Genomic DNA, 18,840 nt, shown 5'->3' on the forward strand with positions numbered 1-18,840 from the left:
CACAGGCGGAGGCTCGGGGACCAGCGGAGGCTCCGGAACGGGCGGAGGCTCGGGGACCAGCGGCGGCTCGGGGACCAGCGGCGGCGGTGGCTCGCTGGCCAACACGGGTACGTCCGGCCTGCTGAAGATCGTCTCCCTCAGTGCCCTGCTGGCCGGTGCGGGCGCGGCAGCCGCGTTCGCGACCCGGAAGCGTCGCGCCGGGCAACACTGAGACAACACGGAAAGTCAGGTGATCTGCCCGCCCGCGATATCGCAATGACGCGGGCGGGCAGACCACACCTGCCGGATCTGATCAGGCTGCTGAGCTGGGTGTTTCCTATGGAGCGCGCTGTGCGTATCCATCGTTCGGCGAACGCGACGTTCACGTGGCTTGCGCGCTGTGGTGCGGGCGGCAGACCGAAGCGGCGTAGAACGCGCCGGATTGCGGCGGCGGCAACTCTATGACCGAGCCGTCGGAGCTCCCTTGGATTCTGACGTACGCCCAGGTCGGATTCTCTCGCGCGAGGCGCTGGATGAGCGCGACTCTTCTGGCAACGACGGACGACCGGGCGGCAGGTGCCGTGCGAGAGCGGAGAGCACCGCACGATCGGCCCACGAGAGCCTGGCCACGGGTCAGCGACCTGGGGCCCCGCCCGGGAGGTCGAACTGCTTCATGCGCTCCAGTACCTGATCCGTGTCGGGCTGCCGGATCTCGTCGACGATGCGACCGTCGGCCAGGAATACCACACGATCCGCGTAGGTCGCGGCGACCGGGTCGTGCGTGACCATGACGATGGTCTGCCCCATGTGCCTTACCAACTGGGTGAGAAGCGACAGGACTTCGGCGCCCGAACGGGAGTCCAGATTGCCCGTCGGCTCGTCCGCGAAGATGATCTGCGGGCGGCCGGCGAGCGCTCGTGCGCAGGCAACACGCTGCTGCTGCCCTCCGGACAGCTGACCGGGGCGGTGGGTGAGCCGTTGGGTGAGACCGAGTGCGGTGATGACCTGGTCCAGCCATTCCGGGGCGGGACGTCGACCGGCGATGACCAGGGGAAGGGTGATGTTCTCGGCCACGGTCAGCGTGGGCAGGAGGTGGAACGCCTGGAAGACGAATCCGATCCGCTCCCTGCGCAGCTGGGTCAACTGCCGGTCCGAGAGCCGGGACAGTTCCTGGTCGCCGATGCGCACCGACCCGGAAGTGGGAGAGTCGAGCCCGGCGAGGCACTGCATGAGCGTGGACTTGCCCGAGCCCGAGGGGCCCATGATGGCGGTGAACTGGCCTTTGTGGAACGAGACCGTGACGTGGTCGAGCGCCGTTACCTCGCCGGCGCCGCCGCAGTGGACCTTGGTGAGATCAACGGCGGCCGCGGCAGGCGGGAGCCCGTGTGGCGGATACCCGGTCTCGTGGCGGGAGTGGGCCGAGGTCATGTGGCGCTCCTCGTGGCCGGTGCGGGCGCGGGAGACTGTCCGGAGCACGGCAGAGGGGGTGCCTCGGAGCGGTGGCTGACGGAGAGACCGGTGTGCGCGGCCAGCAGCGCGAGGACGTGGGCGCCCAGGGTCCGGGCCTCGTCCGGGGCGCGTCCGTAGTGACCAGTGTCCTCCCGGTGGTCGAGCAGGATGGGCGCGCTGCCGGACGTGGCGTCCTGCAAGGCGGCACAGAGTTTCCAGGCGTGCCAGGGGCGCACCCGGGCATCGTTGCCGCCTGTGATGAAAAGGGTGGCCGGGTAGCTGTCGCCGTCGTGCACATGGTGGTACGGGGAATACGTCATCAGGGATCGCAGCGAGTCGGGGACGGCGGGATCCCCGTACTCCTCGAGCCACAGTTTTCCCAGGCCGCCCTGGTCGTAGCGAGCCATGTCCGTCAGTGGCGCCGCGCAGGCCACGGCGGAGAAGAGCCGGGGTATGCGCACCAGGGCGGCCGACACGACGAGACCTCCATTGCTGGCGGCGAGCGCGGCGAGTTGTCCGGGGCCCGCCTCGCCCAGTTCCTGGAGTGCCCTGCCCGCCGCGCACAGGTCATCGACGGTGTCGGACTTCCCTGCCCCGCGCCCCGCCGCTGCCCAGCCGGGGCCGTACTCGCCACCTCCCCGGGCGTGGACCCAGGCGATACGTCCGCCCGCGGCGAGCCATGCGGCGAAGATCGGGTCCCAGGAGGGTTCCAGGGGCACGCCGAAACCGCCGTAGACCGTGATCAAGGTGGGAGCCGGCCCCTGCCGGGTTCCGGATGACGGGTCGCAGACCGTGACGGGGACGGAGGTGCCGTCGCGACTGGTGGCGGTCACGGTGCGCAGGGCCGAACGGCGAGCCGTCGGTATCGCCGGGGCCGCCGCGCTGACGCGGTGGCCGAACGCTCCGTACTGGGGGTCGTCGGCGAGGATCCAGCAGGCGCTGCCGGGTTGTCCCGTGCGGTCGTAGGTCGTCGGGCCGAGGCGCAGCCGGGCGGACCAGGTGAAGCCGAAGGGCTCGCCATCGCGGGCGTTCGGCTTCACGGGGGCGGCCGGCATGTCGGTCACCTCGCCGTCCGTGGCGATGCGCCGGACTTCGAGTCGGCGGGTAGTACCGGACTGGCTGAGTACAGCGAGTCGGGGCTCCGTGTCCGGCCCCATGACGCGCAGCGCACGGATGTTTTCCGTCCCAGTGGCCGCCTGCCATGCCGGGGAGTCAACCGGTGCGGACTCGAACGGGACGGGGTGCGTCACGCGCCCCTGAGCGGCGCAGGTGAGGTCCAGTGCGGACAGGGCGAGAGCCTCGCCGGCGATGTACAGCCGTCCGGTGCCCAGGGCGAGGGCGGTGATGCGCAGGTCTTCGAGCGGGAGCTGTTGCCAGTCGGGAGTGTCCTGGCCGGTCCAGCGCGTGTACCACCAGCGTGTCCCGGACGCGTCGGGGGTCCGGGTCCGCAGCAGTACGTGTCCTCGGGGACCGGCGTGGAGGGACAGCCGTGCCGCCCCCACGACGGGGAGCCCCACGGTGCGGTTCCTGCCGTCGCGGAGATGGTGTGCGCGCAGGGTGTGTTCAGTGCGGGTGCCCGAGGCGTACAGCAGTGTCTGGCCGATGAACGCCACGCCGGTGTGCGGTGCGGCGTCAGGGAGTCGCCGTGGTTCCTCCGTGGCGTCGACCGGGACGACGAGAAGACCGCCGTTCTCGTGCCCGCCGTGATGGAGTTGCGCGACGACCACCCGACCCATGGGGTTGGGCTGCCAGCCCGCCAGGCGGTTGACCGACGAACCGCCACCGGTGTCCAGCAGCACCCGGTCGCGGCCATCGGCCACCGAGGCGGTCAACCGCTCACCACCCTCAGCGGTGAGTTCATGCCGGAAGATCGTCCCTCCTGCCTCGGCGGGAGGGGAGAGCAACCGGCCCGCCGAGGCGGCTTCGATGTCGGCCAGACAGTGTTCCCATGCCCTCTCCGCTGCCTTCTGCTGTCGGCTGCGCCGGTGCAGCAGTGCCTCCTGGGACGCCAGCCATGAGCGGGTACGCGGGGAGGACCGGTCCTCCAGCCAGCGGTACGGGTCAGGTGCGCGTTCGGTGTCCCGATCCGGTGTCCGATGGTGAGTTGTCGATACGCGGTCAGCCACGCCGTACCTCCACACGTCCCGCTTCGGCTGTCCGGACCTCGTCGCGCGGTGTCCCGTGCCGGGCCGCGACGAAGGCCCCGCCGATGGCGAGCAGGACGACAGCGGCAGCGGCGCAGGCCACGGTGGGCGTGAGACCGAAGGTGTGCGCGCTCGCCCCGGCCAGGACCGGTCCGAGGGGGGCGATGGCCTGCGAGAGGAAGCCACTGCCGCTGTGCACCCGGCCTTGGAGATACGGGGGAGTGATACGCATCTGTGTGGCGGAGATGACCACGGCGATCACGGGCCCGGCCGCCGCGGCCAGAGCCAGCAGGAGGGTGGTGGCCCAGGTGGTGCGGATTGTCGCGAACCCGAGCAGTGCCCCGGCGACGACAGCCGTGGAACCGGCGATGCCCGGCCCTGGCGGCAGATGCCGTGCCACCGGCGCCGCGGCGAGAGAGCCAACCAGTGCGCCGGCCCCCAGGGCCGCGGTCTGTACACCGACGCCGAGATCGCCCGCTCCTGAATCCTCGGCCGAGGCGATGATGACGATCAGGAGTCCGTTGAAGACCAGGTTGAGTACGGTCGCGTTGAGCGCCCCGTAGCGCAGGAACGGAGAGCGCCACAGGAAGCGGAGCCCTGCGACCGCGGCCTTCACAGGGGGTTGCTGGTCGCTCGTGGTACCGGCGCCCGCCGGCAGCAGGGCGACACACCACACCGCCACCAGGTACGTGCCGGCATCGGCGGCGAACACCCAGGCGGCATCGACCTTGAGCAGGACACCGCCCGCCAGTGGACCCGCGATCATCGCGACAGCCGCGCGGCTCTGGATCAGTGCCAGTGCCCGGGGCACGAGGTCGGCGTCGACGAAGTTGCGTACGGCCACGTTCTCCGCGGGAGCGAGTGTGCTGCCGACCGAGCCCAGCAGAAACGCGGCGACGAGAAGAGCGCTTGTCCCGGTGGCGTCGGTCGCTTCCAGGACGGCGAGTGCTCCGAGCACGAACGCGCCGATGGTGTTGCAGGTCAGAAGTAGCGTGCGGCGTTCGTACCGGTCCGCGAGGACCCCGGCGGGCAGCCGCGCCAGCACGATTCCGAAGGACAGTGCGGTGCTGATGAATCCCGCCTGACGCACGTCTCCGCTGTGGTCGAGGGCGACCACGGGCAGGGCGATGACCGAGGCGGCCGTCCCGATGGCGGAGGCCGACTCACCGCAGTACAGGAACCAGAAAAGTCTGCCGAACCTCTTCTTCATGCGGCCTGCCTCATGTGGTTCGCCTCGCGAACTGTTCCTGGACACCTGACAAGGGATGTGCCGTCATCACGGACGGCACGGCGACCGCGAGGGCGGCGGCGGCCAGTACCCCGACCGTCCAGGGGACGTCGAAGCCGGGCACCGCTCCGGCCCCCAGCACGATGGACAGTGGAACGAGACAGGCCACGGCTGTGATGGCCGCCAGGCCCACGCCCACGGCAGTCGCGCCGAACGCCTCGTAAAGGACGCAACGCAGCATCTGGAACCTGCTCAGGCCGAGGGCCCGCAGATGGGCGCGCTGAGCACGGCGGTCACGCTGAGCGAGTGAGCACGTGTTCGCGGCGGCCAGCAGCGCATAGCCCGCGACGACGGCCACGATCAGACGGGAGGCCAGGTCGTCCGCCGGGTTACGGGGGTTGAAGTCGGCCAGGTACTCGGTCCGCGAGGCGAACTTCTGACCCCGTTGAGGGGGCCAGGACCGAGTCTGGCCGGTGAGCAGGGTTTGGTCCGCGTACGGGGACGGGGTGTGGCCGAGCGCGGTGGCACGCGGGATCACAAACTCCGGGAAGGCCAGGTCGCGTTCGTAGACGGCGGCGAGCGTCAGCGTCCGGCGTGCGCCGTCCGCGAGGGTGAGCCGCACTTTCTGGCCGATGCGCCAGTGGTGCCCCTCGGCCTGCATGGCTCCGGCCGCGAAGGTTCCATCGCGCAGGGCGGAGAGCCGGCCCTCCCGCACCTTGAGGTCCACGACCTCGGCCAGCGGCGCTCCGTCCACCCCCCAGGCGCGGGTGGCGGCAGGCTGGTCGTCGTAGGAGGTCGGCGGGGCGGTCACCTCCGTCGCCACGAGCGCCGTGGCCCGTCCTCCGGGGAACGTCCGGGGGGTGACAGGGAGGCGGGTGCCCGGCTCGGCGGTGACCACCGCGTCGGCCCGCAACCCTTCGCTGGTCTGCCGGTCGATCGCACGCCCCATGGTCGCGCCCGTGCCCAGCAGGGAGGCGGCGATTCCGACCGCCAGGAGCACCGGTACCGCCATCGCCGTCGTACGCGCGGGAGTGGACCGTAACCCGGCGGCCGCGATGCGGCCCACGCGCCGGTCCAGCAGACACATCGTCCAGCACGCGGGACGGACCAGAACCGGCACGATCCACGGAGCGAGCACGGCGAGCGTGGGGATCACGACGAGGGCGAGTCCTGGCGCCATGGCGCCACGCACCGTCATGGGAAGGTTCATGAAGGCCATGACGAACAGCAGGGGAGCACACAGCACCCCGATCATGAAGAGGCCCGTCGCCCCTCGCGCGCGGCTCCGGGACGAGGCCACGGACAACTCCGCGTCCTTCAGCAGCCTCCCCGGGCTGACCCGCCCCGCGGCCAGAACACTGGCCCAGGCGGCCAGCACGCCCACACCGGCAGTGGTCAGACAGACAGCGATAGCGATCCACCACGTCTGGTCGGACGCCGGCAGTGTTGCCGCCTCGGGGAACAACTGCCGTTTCACCAGCAGCCGCCTCCCAGCGCGGGCCAGCGGAACCATACCCACGGCGGCGCCCACCGCCGCCGATACGAGCGCGAGGCTCACCACGTCCAGGGCGACCATTGCGCGCAGTCTGCCCGCTGTGACTCCCAGGGCACGTAACACGGCGAACTGGCCGAGCCGTTGACCCGTCCACAGTGAGATGGTCGATCCGATGACCACAACCGCGCACATCAGGAGCATGGACAGCAGCAGGGACAGCAGGTCCCGGGCGTCCCCGGCCTGATCGGCGGCGACGGAGTGCTCGGGGAAGGACGGCAGGCTCACCCCGGTGAACATCAGGGCGCACGCGCCCACACCCGCCGCGGTTATCGCGCACGCGAGCGCCGCCCCTGCCACTCTGCCGGGGTACGTCCGCAACTCGGACGCGAACAGGCGGCGCATGCGCATCGGTCCGACAGGGGGGTACAGGGTGCGAGCCGCTGCAGGCAAGGTTCTCTGTCCTCCACAGGGAGCGTAGGCTGGATGGAGCCCGGGGAGGCCATCCTGATCGTGGCCTCCCCGAACTCGCTTCCCCAAGCGGGTGTCGTAGGGGTCACTGCCCTACGAGGCTGTGTCTCAGTGGCAGGACACAGCGCTGAAGGTGCTGATGGGGGCGTCGAGGACGGTCTCCTCGTCGAGCTCCTGCAGAGCGAGAACATTCAGCATGCGAGTCACCTCCCTTCATCACGTCGACTGGATCCCCGGGTGGTTCAGTGGCAGCCACCAATGCTGATGGTGCTGATGGGGGCGTCGAGGACGGTCTCCTCGTCGAGCTCCTGCAGAGCGAGAACATTCAGCATACGGATCACCTCCCTTCAACGCGTGGTCCCGGCGGTGCGTCGGCCTGGCCGGCCGGGGTTCACCCGTGAGTCGGATGAACACCGGGGAGCAGGCGGCTCCCCGGGGTCTGTGCGGCTTTCAGCGCGATGATCGCGCCGGCGGAGCCGGTCGCCAGGTCCGTCGAAAGACGGACCAGTTGATCTCCGTGCAGCACCTGGGCGCCGTCGAACGGCGCGAGGTGCAGAGCCAGGGCTCTGAGGTGGGCCTCCAGCTCTCCTCGCCAGTCAGGTAGCCGCACAAGGGCATGGGAGAGCACGTATGCGAGTCCGGACCGCCCATTGAACAACCCTCCCTGTACGACGACTTGGACCGCTCCCGCCCGCAGAGCGCCGACGACGAGAGCGTCGGAGCCGATGCTCGCGGCCTGGGCGGCGGGTAGCGCCATGGCCGCCAGGGCGACACCTCCGGAGCCCTCGGCGAGGTATGGCAGCAGCCGATTCGAGCTGTGCATCTGCAGCATGCCGTCCAGCTCTCTGGCGTGGCGCAGGTCATGGCGCACCGCCTGCTCGGCGGCCTCGGCCCACGCCACATCACCTGTGGACATGGCACAGCGGGCGAAGAGCACCGAGGGGCCCGACCAACCGTGCATCAGGCCGGGACGGTCCAGCACTCCTTGCTCCCCCATGCGCTCCCGGACCCGCGCCGCCAGGCCGGTACCTTCGTCCTTCAGCCCGACGTCCAATAAGAGATGGGCGATGCCGGTGAGCCCGCCGAACAAGCTGGGCGAAGTCGGGAGCGGCGCGGTAAGCAGTCGGTCGACCAGGTCGGCCGCCGCCGGATGACCGAGCTTGTGCAGCATCCATGCAGTGCCGGCGAGTCCGTCGTAGAGACCTTTCGGCCCGTCCACGGGGGCCCGTCGCGCGGCGGATACGAGCCAGTCCACGTGTTCGTCCGAAGGGGCGGTACCGGCTGCCCGCTGTGCGAGCAATACGCCGGGGGTGCCGTACGCAAGACCGAGCGACGTCCCGGGCCGATGTCCCGAGACGTCACCTGGGAACAGGCGGTCCGTACGGTGCGGGGCGGCCGCGCGGTCGATGCCGTGCAGCAGGGCGCTCACGGACGGTGCGGGAAGGATGGCCAACGCGGTGCCGTCGGCGCCCGGAAGAAAGGGCCGCAGGGCGGGAGAAAGCGCGAGCCGCCCGAGCATCCTCCGGACGAACCCCGGTGGCAGTGACGGGAACGCCGCGGTGGCCTGCTCTATGAGGGACGACACCGCGGCCGGGTTGCGATGCGTCAGCACGGTGAGCGGGACCAGCGCCGCGAGTTGGCAGCATCCCAAGGCGTACAGATCCGCGTCCCGCGGATCCGCGATCGTCGGATCGGTGAATCCGGGCGCCCCCAGCGCAGCCGTACGCACGGAATCCAGTGGCATGGCGAGTTCGAAGTCGATGAGCGTGACGGTGCCATCGGGACGGACCAGGATATTGCGGTGGTGCAGGTCTCCGAACGCCACTCCGGTCTCGTGTATCGCCGCTACGCACTCCTCGACCCGCTCCATCCTCCGGACCGCGAGAGCGGCGAACTCGGCACGGGCTTCCGCCGTGGGCCTGTGCCGGGTCAGGGGGTACTCGCGGCCCAGCCAGGCGTTGATGGTCTCGCCCTCGACGTACTCCATCGCCAGGTAGTGGTGCTCCCAGGCAGAGAAGGCACGGTACATCCGTGGCACGAAGGGCAGGTGGGCGAGGTGCTTGAGCATTGACTCCTCGTTACGCAGACGCTCCACCGCATCGCGGCCCTGCGCGTCGAGTCCCGCGTGGGGTCGGGCTTCCTTGAGGACCACATTCCGCCCCCGCGCGTCCTCGGCCAGGTAGATGCCTCCTGCGTTGGAGAAGTGCAGCGCCTTGCGGACCCGGTAACCATCCAGCGTTCCCTCACCGTGTCCCCCGCCGCCCGACGACAGCCGCTGCTTGAGAAAATCCGGTACGTCCGCCCATTCGGGCGTGGTGAAGAACGGTCGGCGATGGTCCGGTTCCAAGCGCCCCTCAGGCCCCCGCAGCGCAGGAACACGGGTACCATCCGGCAGTTCGCACCACAAGAGGGTGAAGGCTCCGTACCGCACAGAGACCGGGCCCTGGTTCCAGCGGTGGTCGGACAGCACGTAGGGACCGGGGCGGCCGTGTAACTCGCCATCGAGCTCCGCGAGTGCGAGGCGCAGTTCGTCCGCGGTCCGTGGATACACGGTGACCGTCTTACCGCTCGTCGCACGGTTGGCGTACTTGGTATTCATCGCGGAGACGATGTGCCGGCTCCGTAGGAACTTCCACGGCAGCGCAAGCCGCCGGCATATCTTCCAGGAGGCTTCGATCGTCTCCTCGGCAGTGGCCGGGGTCGCGCTGACATGGATCTTCCAACCCTGCTCGGGCAGTACCGTCGTATCGTCCGGGGAAAGGAACTCCCATACCCCCTGGTGATCCCGGCTCCAGCCGTCCGGAATTTCCCTGGTAGCCAGCGAGAACCGCGATGACAGGTCGTCGCAACGGTCCAGCGGTTCGTACCACGTGGAATCGGCGATGGTAAACGCCTCATACCTGGGGTCCATGCGCCCTCCCGTTGTTCGACTTTGGCATCCCTCCTGGGCGCTCGGCCGACGAGGAATCCGAACCATCGATAAGCAGGTAGTCGAGAAATCGCTTTCTCGTGACAAGTTCTGATCTTTCATGCAGCTCCGTCGATTGGCAACTGCGGAAAGCTGGAACTTAATCGGATCGCTGCTCTCCGGTTGCCGTTCCGGACGGTCGTCTCCAGGACGGTTCCTGGTAAAGAGGGTAGTGCCGCACACCTTCGGCACCAGGGCGGTCCGGAGTGCCGAAGGTGTGCCCTGCCGGGGCCCGCCGTGCGCCCCGACATGAACTGGCCGAAATAGCCTGGCTGCTGGCTGAAATGGCCTGCCTCTCCGGACTCGCGCGAGCGTGGCACCATAAAACGCATGGCGACACGGATCATACTGGCGGACGACCAGGCAAGCATAAGAATGGGATTCCGGCGGATTCTGGACGCCCAACCCGACTTGCAGGTCGTCGGAGAGGCCGACAACGGAGTTGCGGCACTGCAGGCGGCCCGCTCCATGACTCCTGATGTGCTGCTGGCGGACATTCGCATGCCGGAGATGGACGGTCTCCAACTGACGTGCGAGATTACCCGCAGCCTCCCCTCCGTGCGGGTGGTGGTGGTCACCACATTCGACCTGGACGAGTATGTGTACACCGCCCTGCGCGAAGGGGCCTGTGGCTTCCTTCTCAAGCGGTCCCGGTCCGCCGTCCTCGTCGAAGCCGTACGGGCCGCGGCGGCCGGGGATGCGATGATCAGCCCTGAGATCACCATGCGGCTGCTGAGCCGTTTCCGGCAGGAGCGCCGAACAGTGCCCCGCCCCGGCGAACCGCTGACGCCGCGGGAACAGGAGGTGGCCAGGCTCGTGGCGGAAGGACTGACCAACTCTGACATCGGGGCCGAACTCTTCATCTCAGCAGGAACGGTCAAGACCCATCTCGCTCGGCTGCAGAAGAAGCTGAATGTGCGCAACCGGGTAGGGATCGCCGCATGGGTCTGGGGGTCCGGACTGGTGGACGAGGTGCACCAGTCCGCATCAGGGGAGTCGGACTGATCTGCCGAACGGCCGATACCGTGGAGCTCCGCGCTGCGACACCATGAGTGGCATGCCGAGTACATCAGCGGCTTATGCCGGTGCGACAGCCTGGCCCTCTCACACGGATGTCGGCTGGCGGGTGGTGAAGCGCACCGTCGGCAGCGGCGGGTGTGCCACCACGCTGCCGCCCCGTAGCAGCTGCCGCCCCAGGGGGGTGAGCGTGTGGACGGCCTGGCCGCGCTTGCGCTCGGTGAGGATCAGGCCGGCCGCACGCAGGATGGCGGTGTGTTGGCTGACTGCCGCGGTGGTCACGCCGAGCCGTTCGGCCAGTTCGATGTTGCTGCAGCCTTCCCGCAGTTCCCGCAGGGCGGCAGCTCGCGTCCGGCCCACCAGTGCGGCCAGGCGGTCGGGCTCCGCACGGCGGCAGTCCTTGCGCGTGAGGTCGGCGGCCGTGAGCAGACCAGGAAGGTCCTCCGGACGCGGACGGACCGGAAACACCAGGAATGGAGCGTTCTGCGGGTCCCGTGGGTCGACCCCCACCACATGCCCAGCACGCTGCAGGAACAGAGAAGGAGCCAGAACGATGCCACACCCGCCCGGCCGGAGTTCCCCCGCGCCCACACCCGAGATCTCCAGCGCGGGCGCATTCCATCTGATGCCGGGGCCAAGTCCGTTGAGCAGCGCGCCGACACCGTCGCGCCACATCACGTCCCGCATCAATTCGCGCGCAGCGTCCAGATGGGCGCGGATCCGTTCCCAGTACGGTGCCACGGCGATTGCGGAGAAGTCTTCTGCGGCAAGCAGGTGCCGCACCTCTGGTGCGACCGTAGCGTCGCGGAGCGTCACGTCCGAACGCCCCGTGTTGATACAGTGATCCAATAACTCGGCATAATCCCCTGCGACGCGAGGCAGCCGCGCTATGCGGTCCGCTCTTGGGCCGAGCTGTATCAATTGCCCGCGCACGCGCCGACGCCAGTCCTGGAATCCGATGTCATTCTTTGCATTCAGTGCTTCGAAAGCGAAGATCGTCTCGATGATGGGGAGTGGCCTCTCGGCAATCCGGATTCGAGTCAGATCGTCGACGGACAGGATGATTCGATACATGGAGACGCAACTCCTTTATGAGGTGAGTAGCTGCCGACGGAAAGGTAGGCAACTGGCATACAGGTCCGTAATTGGTTCCAACAAGCGCTGTGCGTCCGCTATCCGTACGTCATTTGCCCGTCTTCCCGATACTGACGCCTCCCTCATCGGGGGAGGTGACAATGATCCGACTGGCCGTTGCAGAGCTCGCGAAGCTGATGCGCTCGGCGGCGCCGTCGCGCCCGTGGCCGTTCACACGGTAATCACTGTGGAGTCCCGGCACTCTCATACTGATATCCGCGGCCTGCGAGGCGACTGGTAAGCGTACGGGCACCAGCCGCACGGTGCCGCATCGGCCCACAGCAACGGAGAGCCGCGGGCTGGTGCGGTCGAAACGCCGCCCGTCATCTCGGGAAGCGGCGTTCAGGGCGTCCATCGCCCTGGTGTTCACCACGGCTGGCGCGATGTCCATCACCGCCACTGCGCCGACGATTCGCCCCCGTACATTCAGACATGCGCGTCAGGCTTTCAGAGGAACGCCGACACCGGTATCAGCCGTTTGGCAGATTGCGCCGTTCCTGTGTGCCGCACGAGCCGGCAAGAGGGAACGTGGCCATGACACGCCAGCCGCCACCCTCGTGCGGCCCCGCCGTCAACGTGCCGCCCAGGTTGGAGACCCGCTCGGACAGGCCGCTGATGCCTGTGCCACCGGCCCCTGGTGCGCGCTCCGCCAGGGCGGGGGCGCTCATGGGCTGCGGTGCGTCGTCCGTGACCTGTAAGCGCAGTGCGGGAGTGTCGTCGACTTCTTCGCGGCGCAGCAGGATCTCCACCCGCGATGCGGTGACGGCGTGGCGGCGCACATTGGTGAGCGCCTCTACGATCACCCGGTATCCCACCACGCTCACGTCCGCCGGAACACTCTCCACGAGCGCATCGGCCAGGACAAGAACGGCTTCCGGTGGGCCCGTCCGGTTGAACCGGGTGACGAGCGGGGCGAGTTCGCTCAGGTCTCGACGCTGGCCTCGATGTCCGTGCGGCCCGGCGCCGCCTTCCGCGTTGTCCCGAGTTTCGGAAGCGAGTGCCCGTCGACTGGGCGGCTCCAGGATCCGCTCCTGCTCTTCGGGCGACGGTGCGTCCCCCAGAAGCTGGAGCGTGTGGTCCATCGCCTGCAACGCCTGCGTGCCCGCGGAACCTATCTCCGGGAGCAGCGCCAGCGCCTGCTGAGGATCTTCCTTCGCCAGAACTTGGGCGGCCTCGACGAGCACGACGACCGCCGTGACGTCATGGGCCGCGTAGTCATGCAAGTCTCTGGCCAGCCTGAGACGTTCGGCGCGCCGCTCCGCTGCGGCAGTCGCGCGGCTTCTCGCGTCAAGTTCCCGCAGATACGCTCCAACGCCCAAGGCGATCAACGCCAGGATTGCCCAGATCAAGCAGAGCTGGAGGGTTTCACCCCTGCTCGACGGAGGGACGACGTTCAGGGTGATACGCAGCGGCGAGAGCACAAGCGCCGTTGTCAACAACACCGCGAGACTCTTCGCTGTCCAGGCATGCGCCCGGCGTGCGCCGACGACCAGCAGAAGCATCAGCGCCACCGTCTCCGCGGTCCACCAGTTCGCAGCCGCAGAATGGGCCGGCCCCTGGTAGAAAAAGGTGACCGCCAAGGACACCGTGGCGGCCAACACCAGGGCCACCGGTACGGCTTTCGTCGAGCGCGGACTCCACATCGTCAAAGTCAAGGCAGCGATCACCGATACCGCGCCGGAACCACTGATGAGGGGCCCGACCGACTCGGTCGTCATCCCGGTGATCACCAAGGCCGCACCCACCAGAAAGGAATACAGCAAGCGGCGTAGTCCGATCTGGACTCGCTCCCCCAGGTACTTCCGCCTCGTCACAGGCACAGACGCTACTGCCCGCAGGCTGTCGCGTCACAGGAATGTCACTGCGTGTCGGGCCGTGCGCCGCGCTGCGGCCACTGCGCGCACGAGAAAGTCTCAGCTCAGCAAGATCTCCTCGCCGCGACGGCAATCCAGCCCGAGATCCTCACAGAGGGCCAGATCAAGCACATGGTCTCCGAACTCGGGTCGATGACCGACCGGCTCCTCGCCACTGCCTCCGAGCACAAACGCCCCCTGTACGAGAGTTTCGGTCTCGCCCTGACCCTCGACATACAAAAGCGGGTTGTGATCGTAGAATCACAACCCACTCATGCATGTACATATGGTAAGTGTCCGAGGACCGACACGCACCATACGTACACGCCGGTGTTGCGGGGAGAGCTGCTTCTGTCGTAGCCACGGGGCCGAGTACGCGGCGGGATTCACGCTGAAGGTGCGTGGAACATGAGCCCGGCGACCATCGGCAGGAAGGCACGCCCGGTCTTGGGGGCCAGCGGAGCCCCAGACCGACCCCGCCGGAAAACCACCTGAATCACTGGTATTGCCCCTAGGGAGCCGAAGCCGCCCTCGCCCACCCGGCGTCGCGACTGTTGACGTACCCAGGCCGTAGCCGGTAACTGTTTACGAGTCGGCTTCAAACCGGTTTAGAAATCGGTACGCACCAAGCCGAAGCCGTGGCCGAATCAGCACCCGGAAGACCTCGTCAACCGACGCACGCCCCCCACGGCAGCGTTGTCAGGATCTGGGCGCGCCCAAAGGAGTCCGCATGACGGAAAACGGAGTCGTACCCCTGCCCGATCGACGTCGCGTCCTACTCGGGGGCCTCGGGATCACCGCCGGTGTCGCCGGGCTGGCGCTGTCGGTGCCAGCCCTCGCGCGGGCCGCGGAGGCCGGTGGGAGTCGAGCGGTCACGGATGACATTCAGCTCATCATCGAACGCCTGCAACGGCGGTTCCTTGCCCAGGGCGACCAGGTGAGGATCGCCAATGGCATCTTCCTGGCCCGTACGTCCGAGGCCCTGACCTATGTCGAGTCCCTGCGCGCCGACGGCTCGTGGCCCGATGTGGACTACGGCGACACCACCAGTTCCGCCAACGGTCGGGTCTGGTCGCCCTATCACGCGCTGTACCGCATGATCGCAATGGCTCACGCCTACCGTGACCCGGATGCCGCGGGCTACGGCAAACCGGAGCTGATCGAGGCCCTGAACCGTGCGCTTCTCTACTGGGACAGTGTCAAACCGACCAGCACGAACTGGTGGGAAGTCGAGATCGGCAAGTCGATGGCCATGGGCCGGGTGTCAATCTTCGCCGGCGACGAACTCAGCACCGAGGCCCGGGAGGTGACCTACGCCCACAACACCGGCCGCCTGGACCCTGTCGGGGCGAACGGCTCCTGGAGGACCGAGAACTACCTCTATGAGGCCGTCGCGAAGCACGCGACCGCCGACATCGAGCAGGGTTACGCCACCATGTCGCAGACGGTCGCCGTCGACAGCAGCGGTAAGGTCACCGAGGCCGTGCAGGTGGACTCGTCCTTCTGGGCACATGGGGCGCAGCTCTACAGCGAGGGCTACGGCATGGCCCTGTTCACCATCGTGGCGGCCTGGGCCGATGTCGCGCGCGGCACCAGCTTCGCCTTCTCGCCCGAGGACATCGACGCCATCGCCTTCTACATCCTCGACGGGACCCGCTGGCTGATCCGCGGGGAGATCGGGATGATGTATCTCGGGTACCGTCCCCCCAATACCATCGATGGCATCACGAGTTACGCGGCCGACTTCCTCGAGCCGCTCGACCGGATGGTGCGGGCCGATGAGACGAACTCGGCGGCGTATCAGCGACTTGCCGACAATATCCGCGGGAAGATCCGGGAGAACGGCGTCACCGGGCATAAGTACTTCTGGCGCTCGGAGTTCTCCTCACATCTGCGGGACGAGTATGGAATCTTCACCAGGGTCAATTCCCCTCGCATGAAGGGCAGCGAGTACCGCTCCACCTTCCGGCCCGAAGTCGGCAACGAGATCGACTGGAATGCGGCGGGAGCCACCTCGATCCAGGTCACGAACCGGGAATACGATGACCTCGTACCCGCCTTCGACTGGTTCCACTACCCGGGCGTCACCGCGCCTTACACCAAGGTGACGACGCAGTCGAGTCCCGCCAACCGCGGCGCCTTCACCGGCGGCGTCTCCGACGGGCGTTACGGGGCAAGCGTCTTCACCCTCGACCGGTTCTCGACGACGGGGCGCAAGAGCTACTTCTACTTCGACGATGAGATGGTCGCGCTCGGCGCCGGGATCAGTTCCACCTCGCGGCACGCCGTCCATACGACCGTCAACCAGGGAGCGGCCCGGCCCAATGCCTCCGTCGGCGGCAAGGCCGTACGCCCGGGGACCGATTCAGCTGCCACCGGCGCCTCTTGGGCGTACAACGACGAGATCGGCTATGTCTTCCCGGAGGGTGGGCCGTTGAAGGTCTCGAACAAGGAGCAGACCGGGAGCTGGCTCGACCGTGATCCGGTGCAGCGGAATGCCTTTACCCTCTTCTTCGACCACGGCACCACCCCGGACGGAGCCAAATACGCCTACGTCCTCCTTCCCGGCGCGACACCCGAAAAGGTCCGATCCTATGCGGCCAAGCCGGTCGTCAGGATCCTGCGCAACGACGAGCAGGTCCAAGCAGTCCGCCACCCGCGGCTGCGGCTGACGATGGCGACCTTCCACGCCGCGGGCTCCCTCGACCTGGGATCAGGCCGCACGCTGCGGGTCGATCAGCCCGCCATCATCATGCTCGACGAGGACGGCAGCTCCGCCGTGGTGAGCGTCGCCAACCCCGACCAGCCCGGCCTGACGGTCTCCGTCACCCTTGCCGCCCCCGGCCGCACCCGTCGCGCCAGCTTCCCGCTGGGCGCCGGCCCTAACCTCGGCAAGACGGTGACGCAGCCCCTCAGATGACCCGAAGCGCAGACATGAACCGGCTTGCGGCCGACGGCTTCTCTCCGCCGGCCGCAAGCCGGTTCAGCCTCGGTCCACCGACGCGGCTTGTGAACGCGCTGTTCTTCGCCCCGCTCAGCTTCACCTCGTCCACGGCCAGACGGGCGAGTCCGCGACCCGAAGCGCCCATCGCACGTCGTACATCGGCTGCTGAGGTGGCGGCCGAGGTGCCGACCATCAGCCCGCGCCACGCCCGCAGCGGTGAAGTACCGGTTCACAGGTCAGAGGCGTCAGTCCGCGGTCCGCTCCAGAGCGGCTACGCCGATCGCGCTGTCCGCCATCCCGTAGAACACATAGACAGTCCCCGCGATGCGCTCGATCGCAGTCGGGAAGACAACGTTGCCAAGCGTTCCTACCGTCTCCTCGCGGGTCTCCGGAGACAGCCACGGCTCCTGCGAGCGCGCCAGCACCCGCGCCGGATCGTCCGGGTCCAGCAGCATGCCCCCGGCCCGGTAGACGGCGCCATGGCTGAGCTCAAAGCCCCTTGCGACCGGACCGGTCACACCGTGGTGGATGAGCAGCCAGCCCTCGGGCACCCGCAGCGGCGGCGGACCCGCACCGATCTTCGCCACCTCGAACGGCATCTCCGGAGCGGCCACCGGAGCGGAGTGCCGCAGCGAGGTCAGCGCCGAAAGATCGCGGCGGGCCGCCTCGGCGTCTACGTACGCGATCCAGATCGACGGGCGGCCGTCGGCCACCCCGGCCGGGGCCGGGGCGCCCTCGCCCGCGCGCAGCCAGTCCAGGTCCCACATCGGCCGGTGCAGCATCGCGAAGCTGGCACGGCCGTCGGGGCCGGGCACGATCTCGGGGAAGAAGACGAGGTCTTTATTGGGGAAGAAGTTCAAGTCGGTGGACAGGTGCGACTGATACGTAAAATGCAGTGGGCCCAGACGGCGCCAGCTGATCGTGTCCGTAGAGACGGCCAACGCGGGCCGCGGGCCGAGCGGCCCGTAGGCGACGTACGTCATGACGTGCACGCCCAGGTCGGGGATGAAGGTGATGCGGGGGTCCTCCACGCCGGCATTGTGTGCACCCCGCTCGAAGCCTTCGTCCGGGGACAGCACCACGCCCTGGCGCTCGACGCCGACCGGTACGCCGTCTTCGATCACGACACGGGCGCGGCCGATCCGGGAGACATTGCCTGCCGCGACCATGCGGGGGAAGAGATAGAGCTCGCCGTCGGGTCCCCAGGCGGTGGCCGGATTGAGGACGCCCTCGGCCTCCAGGGGGTCGGCGGGGTCGGCGTTCATGAGCACGCCGACCCGGTTCAGTGCATACGGGAGCGCGCTTTCGGTGTTGAGCCGGGTCATACCTAGCCTTTGATCGCGGATCCGAGGTTGGCGGAGGTGAAGTGGCGTTGGAAGAGCAGAAAGAGGACGACGGCCGGCACCGCCAGCACGCAGGCACCGGCGAGCACAGCGCCCATGGGATTGGCCTGGAAGGTGGAATTGGCCTGCGAGAAGTTCGCCAGGCTGACCGCGAGGGGCTGCATCCCCTGGTCCTTGGTCACCAGGAACGGCCAGAGGAACTCGTTCCACGGGCCGATGAAGGTCACCAGCATGGCTGTGAGAATCGCCGGGCGCACCAGTGGCACCGCCACGGAGCGCAGGATGCGCAGCTCACTCGCTCCGTCCATGCGCGCCGCGTCGAAGATCTCGCGCGGGATCTGGAGGAAGTACTGGCGGAAGATGAGCACGGCGACGGAGTTGATGGCGAACGGCAGGATCATTCCGGCGTAGCTGTCGGCGAGGCCGAAGTAACGCACCACCATCACGTACAGCGGGATCATCAGCAACTGGAACGGGATCGCCTGGACCAGCAGGACGAGCGCGAACACCAGGCCACGGCCGCGGAAGCGCAGGATCGCCAGGGCGTAGCCGGCCAGCAGGCCGAAGACCAGCGTGCAGACCACCACCCCGACCGTCATGATCAGCGAGTTGGCCAGGGCGCCCCACAGGCTGAAGGAGTCGTCGATACCGGCGAGGTTGTCCAGGGTCAGGTTGCTCGGCTTCGGCAGTAGGCCGCCGAGGCCGGTGTCGCGCTTCTTCTGTAGCGCCCCGATGAGCATGTAGTAGAACGGCAGCAGCGCGGCGACGGCGCCGAGGCCGAGCGCGGCGTAGCGCAGGATGCGCAAGGTGCGGGCCAT

At 68.2% G+C, this 18,840-nt stretch carries 14 protein-coding genes and 1 pseudogene; 3 read left to right on the forward strand and 12 right to left on the reverse strand.

Features of this window, described 5'->3' with window-relative positions; genetic code table 11:
- A pseudogene (locus tag NP777_RS40500) lies at positions 1-211 on the forward strand (hypothetical protein); the annotation flags it as partial.
- A gap of 401 nt (positions 212-612) precedes the next feature.
- Here the strand turns inward: NP777_RS40500 and NP777_RS40505 are convergent.
- The 7 genes from NP777_RS40505 to lanKC form a co-directional block, all read right to left on the reverse strand.
- Positions 613-1,407, reverse strand: coding sequence for an ABC transporter ATP-binding protein (locus NP777_RS40505; RefSeq protein WP_256655185.1), 795 nt, complete (start codon positions 1,405-1,407; stop codon positions 613-615).
- Entirely contained in the window at positions 1,404-3,554 is a 2,151-nt protein-coding gene (locus NP777_RS40510; RefSeq protein ID WP_256655186.1) for a prolyl oligopeptidase family serine peptidase, read from the reverse strand. Before NP777_RS40510 ends, NP777_RS40505 begins: the two co-directional genes overlap by 4 nt.
- A complete protein-coding gene (locus tag NP777_RS40515) occupies positions 3,547-4,782 on the reverse strand; it encodes an MFS transporter (protein ID WP_256655187.1) in 1,236 nt (411 codons plus the stop codon). Before NP777_RS40515 ends, NP777_RS40510 begins: the two co-directional genes overlap by 8 nt.
- Before the next feature lie 10 nt (positions 4,783-4,792).
- Positions 4,793-6,703, reverse strand: a complete 1,911-nt coding sequence (locus NP777_RS40520; RefSeq protein WP_256655188.1) for an FtsX-like permease family protein — start codon at positions 6,701-6,703, stop codon at positions 4,793-4,795.
- A gap of 168 nt (positions 6,704-6,871) precedes the next feature.
- Complete coding sequence (locus tag NP777_RS40525; RefSeq protein WP_256655189.1) at positions 6,872-6,961, reverse strand: class III lanthipeptide; 90 nt, start codon at positions 6,959-6,961, stop codon at positions 6,872-6,874.
- 44 nt (positions 6,962-7,005) lie between these two features.
- On the reverse strand, positions 7,006-7,095 hold the full coding sequence (locus tag NP777_RS40530) for a class III lanthipeptide (RefSeq protein WP_256655190.1): 90 nt from the start codon (positions 7,093-7,095) through the stop codon (positions 7,006-7,008).
- A 59-nt stretch (positions 7,096-7,154) separates the two neighbouring features.
- On the reverse strand, positions 7,155-9,794 hold the full coding sequence (gene lanKC, locus NP777_RS40535) for a class III lanthionine synthetase LanKC (protein ID WP_256655191.1): 2,640 nt from the start codon (positions 9,792-9,794) through the stop codon (positions 7,155-7,157).
- Positions 9,795-10,061: 267 nt separating this feature from the next.
- Here lanKC and NP777_RS40540 point away from each other — a divergent pair, with 267 nt between their 5' ends.
- Positions 10,062-10,736 (forward strand): response regulator, encoded by a 675-nt coding sequence (locus NP777_RS40540; protein WP_256655192.1) that lies wholly within the window; start codon positions 10,062-10,064, stop codon positions 10,734-10,736.
- Positions 10,737-10,835: 99 nt separating this feature from the next.
- Here the strand turns inward: NP777_RS40540 and NP777_RS40545 are convergent, their stop codons facing one another.
- From NP777_RS40545 to NP777_RS40555, 3 genes are all read right to left on the reverse strand, one after another.
- Positions 10,836-11,822 (reverse strand): ArsR/SmtB family transcription factor, encoded by a 987-nt coding sequence (locus tag NP777_RS40545; RefSeq protein WP_256655193.1) that lies wholly within the window; start codon positions 11,820-11,822, stop codon positions 10,836-10,838.
- Between the two features lie 109 nt (positions 11,823-11,931).
- Positions 11,932-12,282: a hypothetical protein gene (locus tag NP777_RS40550; protein WP_256655194.1), complete on the reverse strand. Its 351-nt coding sequence runs from the start codon at positions 12,280-12,282 to the stop codon at positions 11,932-11,934.
- Positions 12,283-12,352: 70 nt separating this feature from the next.
- On the reverse strand, positions 12,353-13,645 hold the full coding sequence (locus NP777_RS40555; protein WP_256655195.1) for a sensor histidine kinase: 1,293 nt from the start codon (positions 13,643-13,645) through the stop codon (positions 12,353-12,355).
- 820 nt (positions 13,646-14,465) lie between these two features.
- On the opposite strand from NP777_RS40555, the gene NP777_RS40560 reads away from it, so the two are divergent.
- Positions 14,466-16,655, forward strand: a complete 2,190-nt coding sequence (locus NP777_RS40560) for a polysaccharide lyase family 8 super-sandwich domain-containing protein (RefSeq protein WP_256655196.1) — start codon at positions 14,466-14,468, stop codon at positions 16,653-16,655.
- A 269-nt stretch (positions 16,656-16,924) separates the two neighbouring features.
- On the opposite strand, the gene NP777_RS40565 is transcribed toward NP777_RS40560, so the two are convergent.
- The gene (locus NP777_RS40565; RefSeq protein ID WP_256655197.1) at positions 16,925-18,004 is read right to left on the reverse strand and encodes a glycoside hydrolase family 130 protein; all 1,080 of its coding nucleotides are present in this window, start codon (positions 18,002-18,004) and stop codon (positions 16,925-16,927) included.
- Positions 18,005-18,006: 2 nt separating this feature from the next.
- On the reverse strand, positions 18,007-18,840 hold the full coding sequence (locus NP777_RS40570; protein ID WP_256655198.1) for a carbohydrate ABC transporter permease: 834 nt from the start codon (positions 18,838-18,840) through the stop codon (positions 18,007-18,009).

Source organism: Streptomyces rugosispiralis, from assembly GCF_024505145.1.
Taxonomy (GTDB): domain Bacteria; phylum Actinomycetota; class Actinomycetes; order Streptomycetales; family Streptomycetaceae; genus Streptomyces; species Streptomyces rugosispiralis.

Excerpts from the sequence above, each read along its gene's own strand:
- NP777_RS40505 (WP_256655185.1), bottom strand. The coding sequence starts at position 1,407 with ATGACCTCGGCCCACTCCCGCCACGAGACCGGGTATCCGCCACACGGG.
- NP777_RS40515 (WP_256655187.1), bottom strand. The coding sequence starts at position 4,782 with ATGAAGAAGAGGTTCGGCAGACTTTTCTGGTTCCTGTACTGCGGTGAG.
- NP777_RS40520 (WP_256655188.1), bottom strand. The coding sequence starts at position 6,703 with ATGCGCATGCGCCGCCTGTTCGCGTCCGAGTTGCGGACGTACCCCGGC.
- NP777_RS40525 (WP_256655189.1), bottom strand. The coding sequence starts at position 6,961 with ATGCTGAATGTTCTCGCTCTGCAGGAGCTCGACGAGGAGACCGTCCTC.
- NP777_RS40530 (WP_256655190.1), bottom strand. The coding sequence starts at position 7,095 with ATGCTGAATGTTCTCGCTCTGCAGGAGCTCGACGAGGAGACCGTCCTC.
- lanKC (WP_256655191.1), bottom strand. The coding sequence starts at position 9,794 with ATGAAAGATCAGAACTTGTCACGAGAAAGCGATTTCTCGACTACCTGC.
- NP777_RS40540 (WP_256655192.1), top strand. The coding sequence starts at position 10,062 with ATGGCGACACGGATCATACTGGCGGACGACCAGGCAAGCATAAGAATG.
- NP777_RS40545 (WP_256655193.1), bottom strand. The coding sequence starts at position 11,822 with ATGTATCGAATCATCCTGTCCGTCGACGATCTGACTCGAATCCGGATT.
- NP777_RS40560 (WP_256655196.1), top strand. The coding sequence starts at position 14,466 with ATGACGGAAAACGGAGTCGTACCCCTGCCCGATCGACGTCGCGTCCTA.
- NP777_RS40565 (WP_256655197.1), bottom strand. The coding sequence starts at position 18,004 with ATGACCCGGCTCAACACCGAAAGCGCGCTCCCGTATGCACTGAACCGG.
- NP777_RS40570 (WP_256655198.1), bottom strand. The coding sequence starts at position 18,840 with ATGGCCCGCACCTTGCGCATCCTGCGCTACGCCGCGCTCGGCCTCGGC.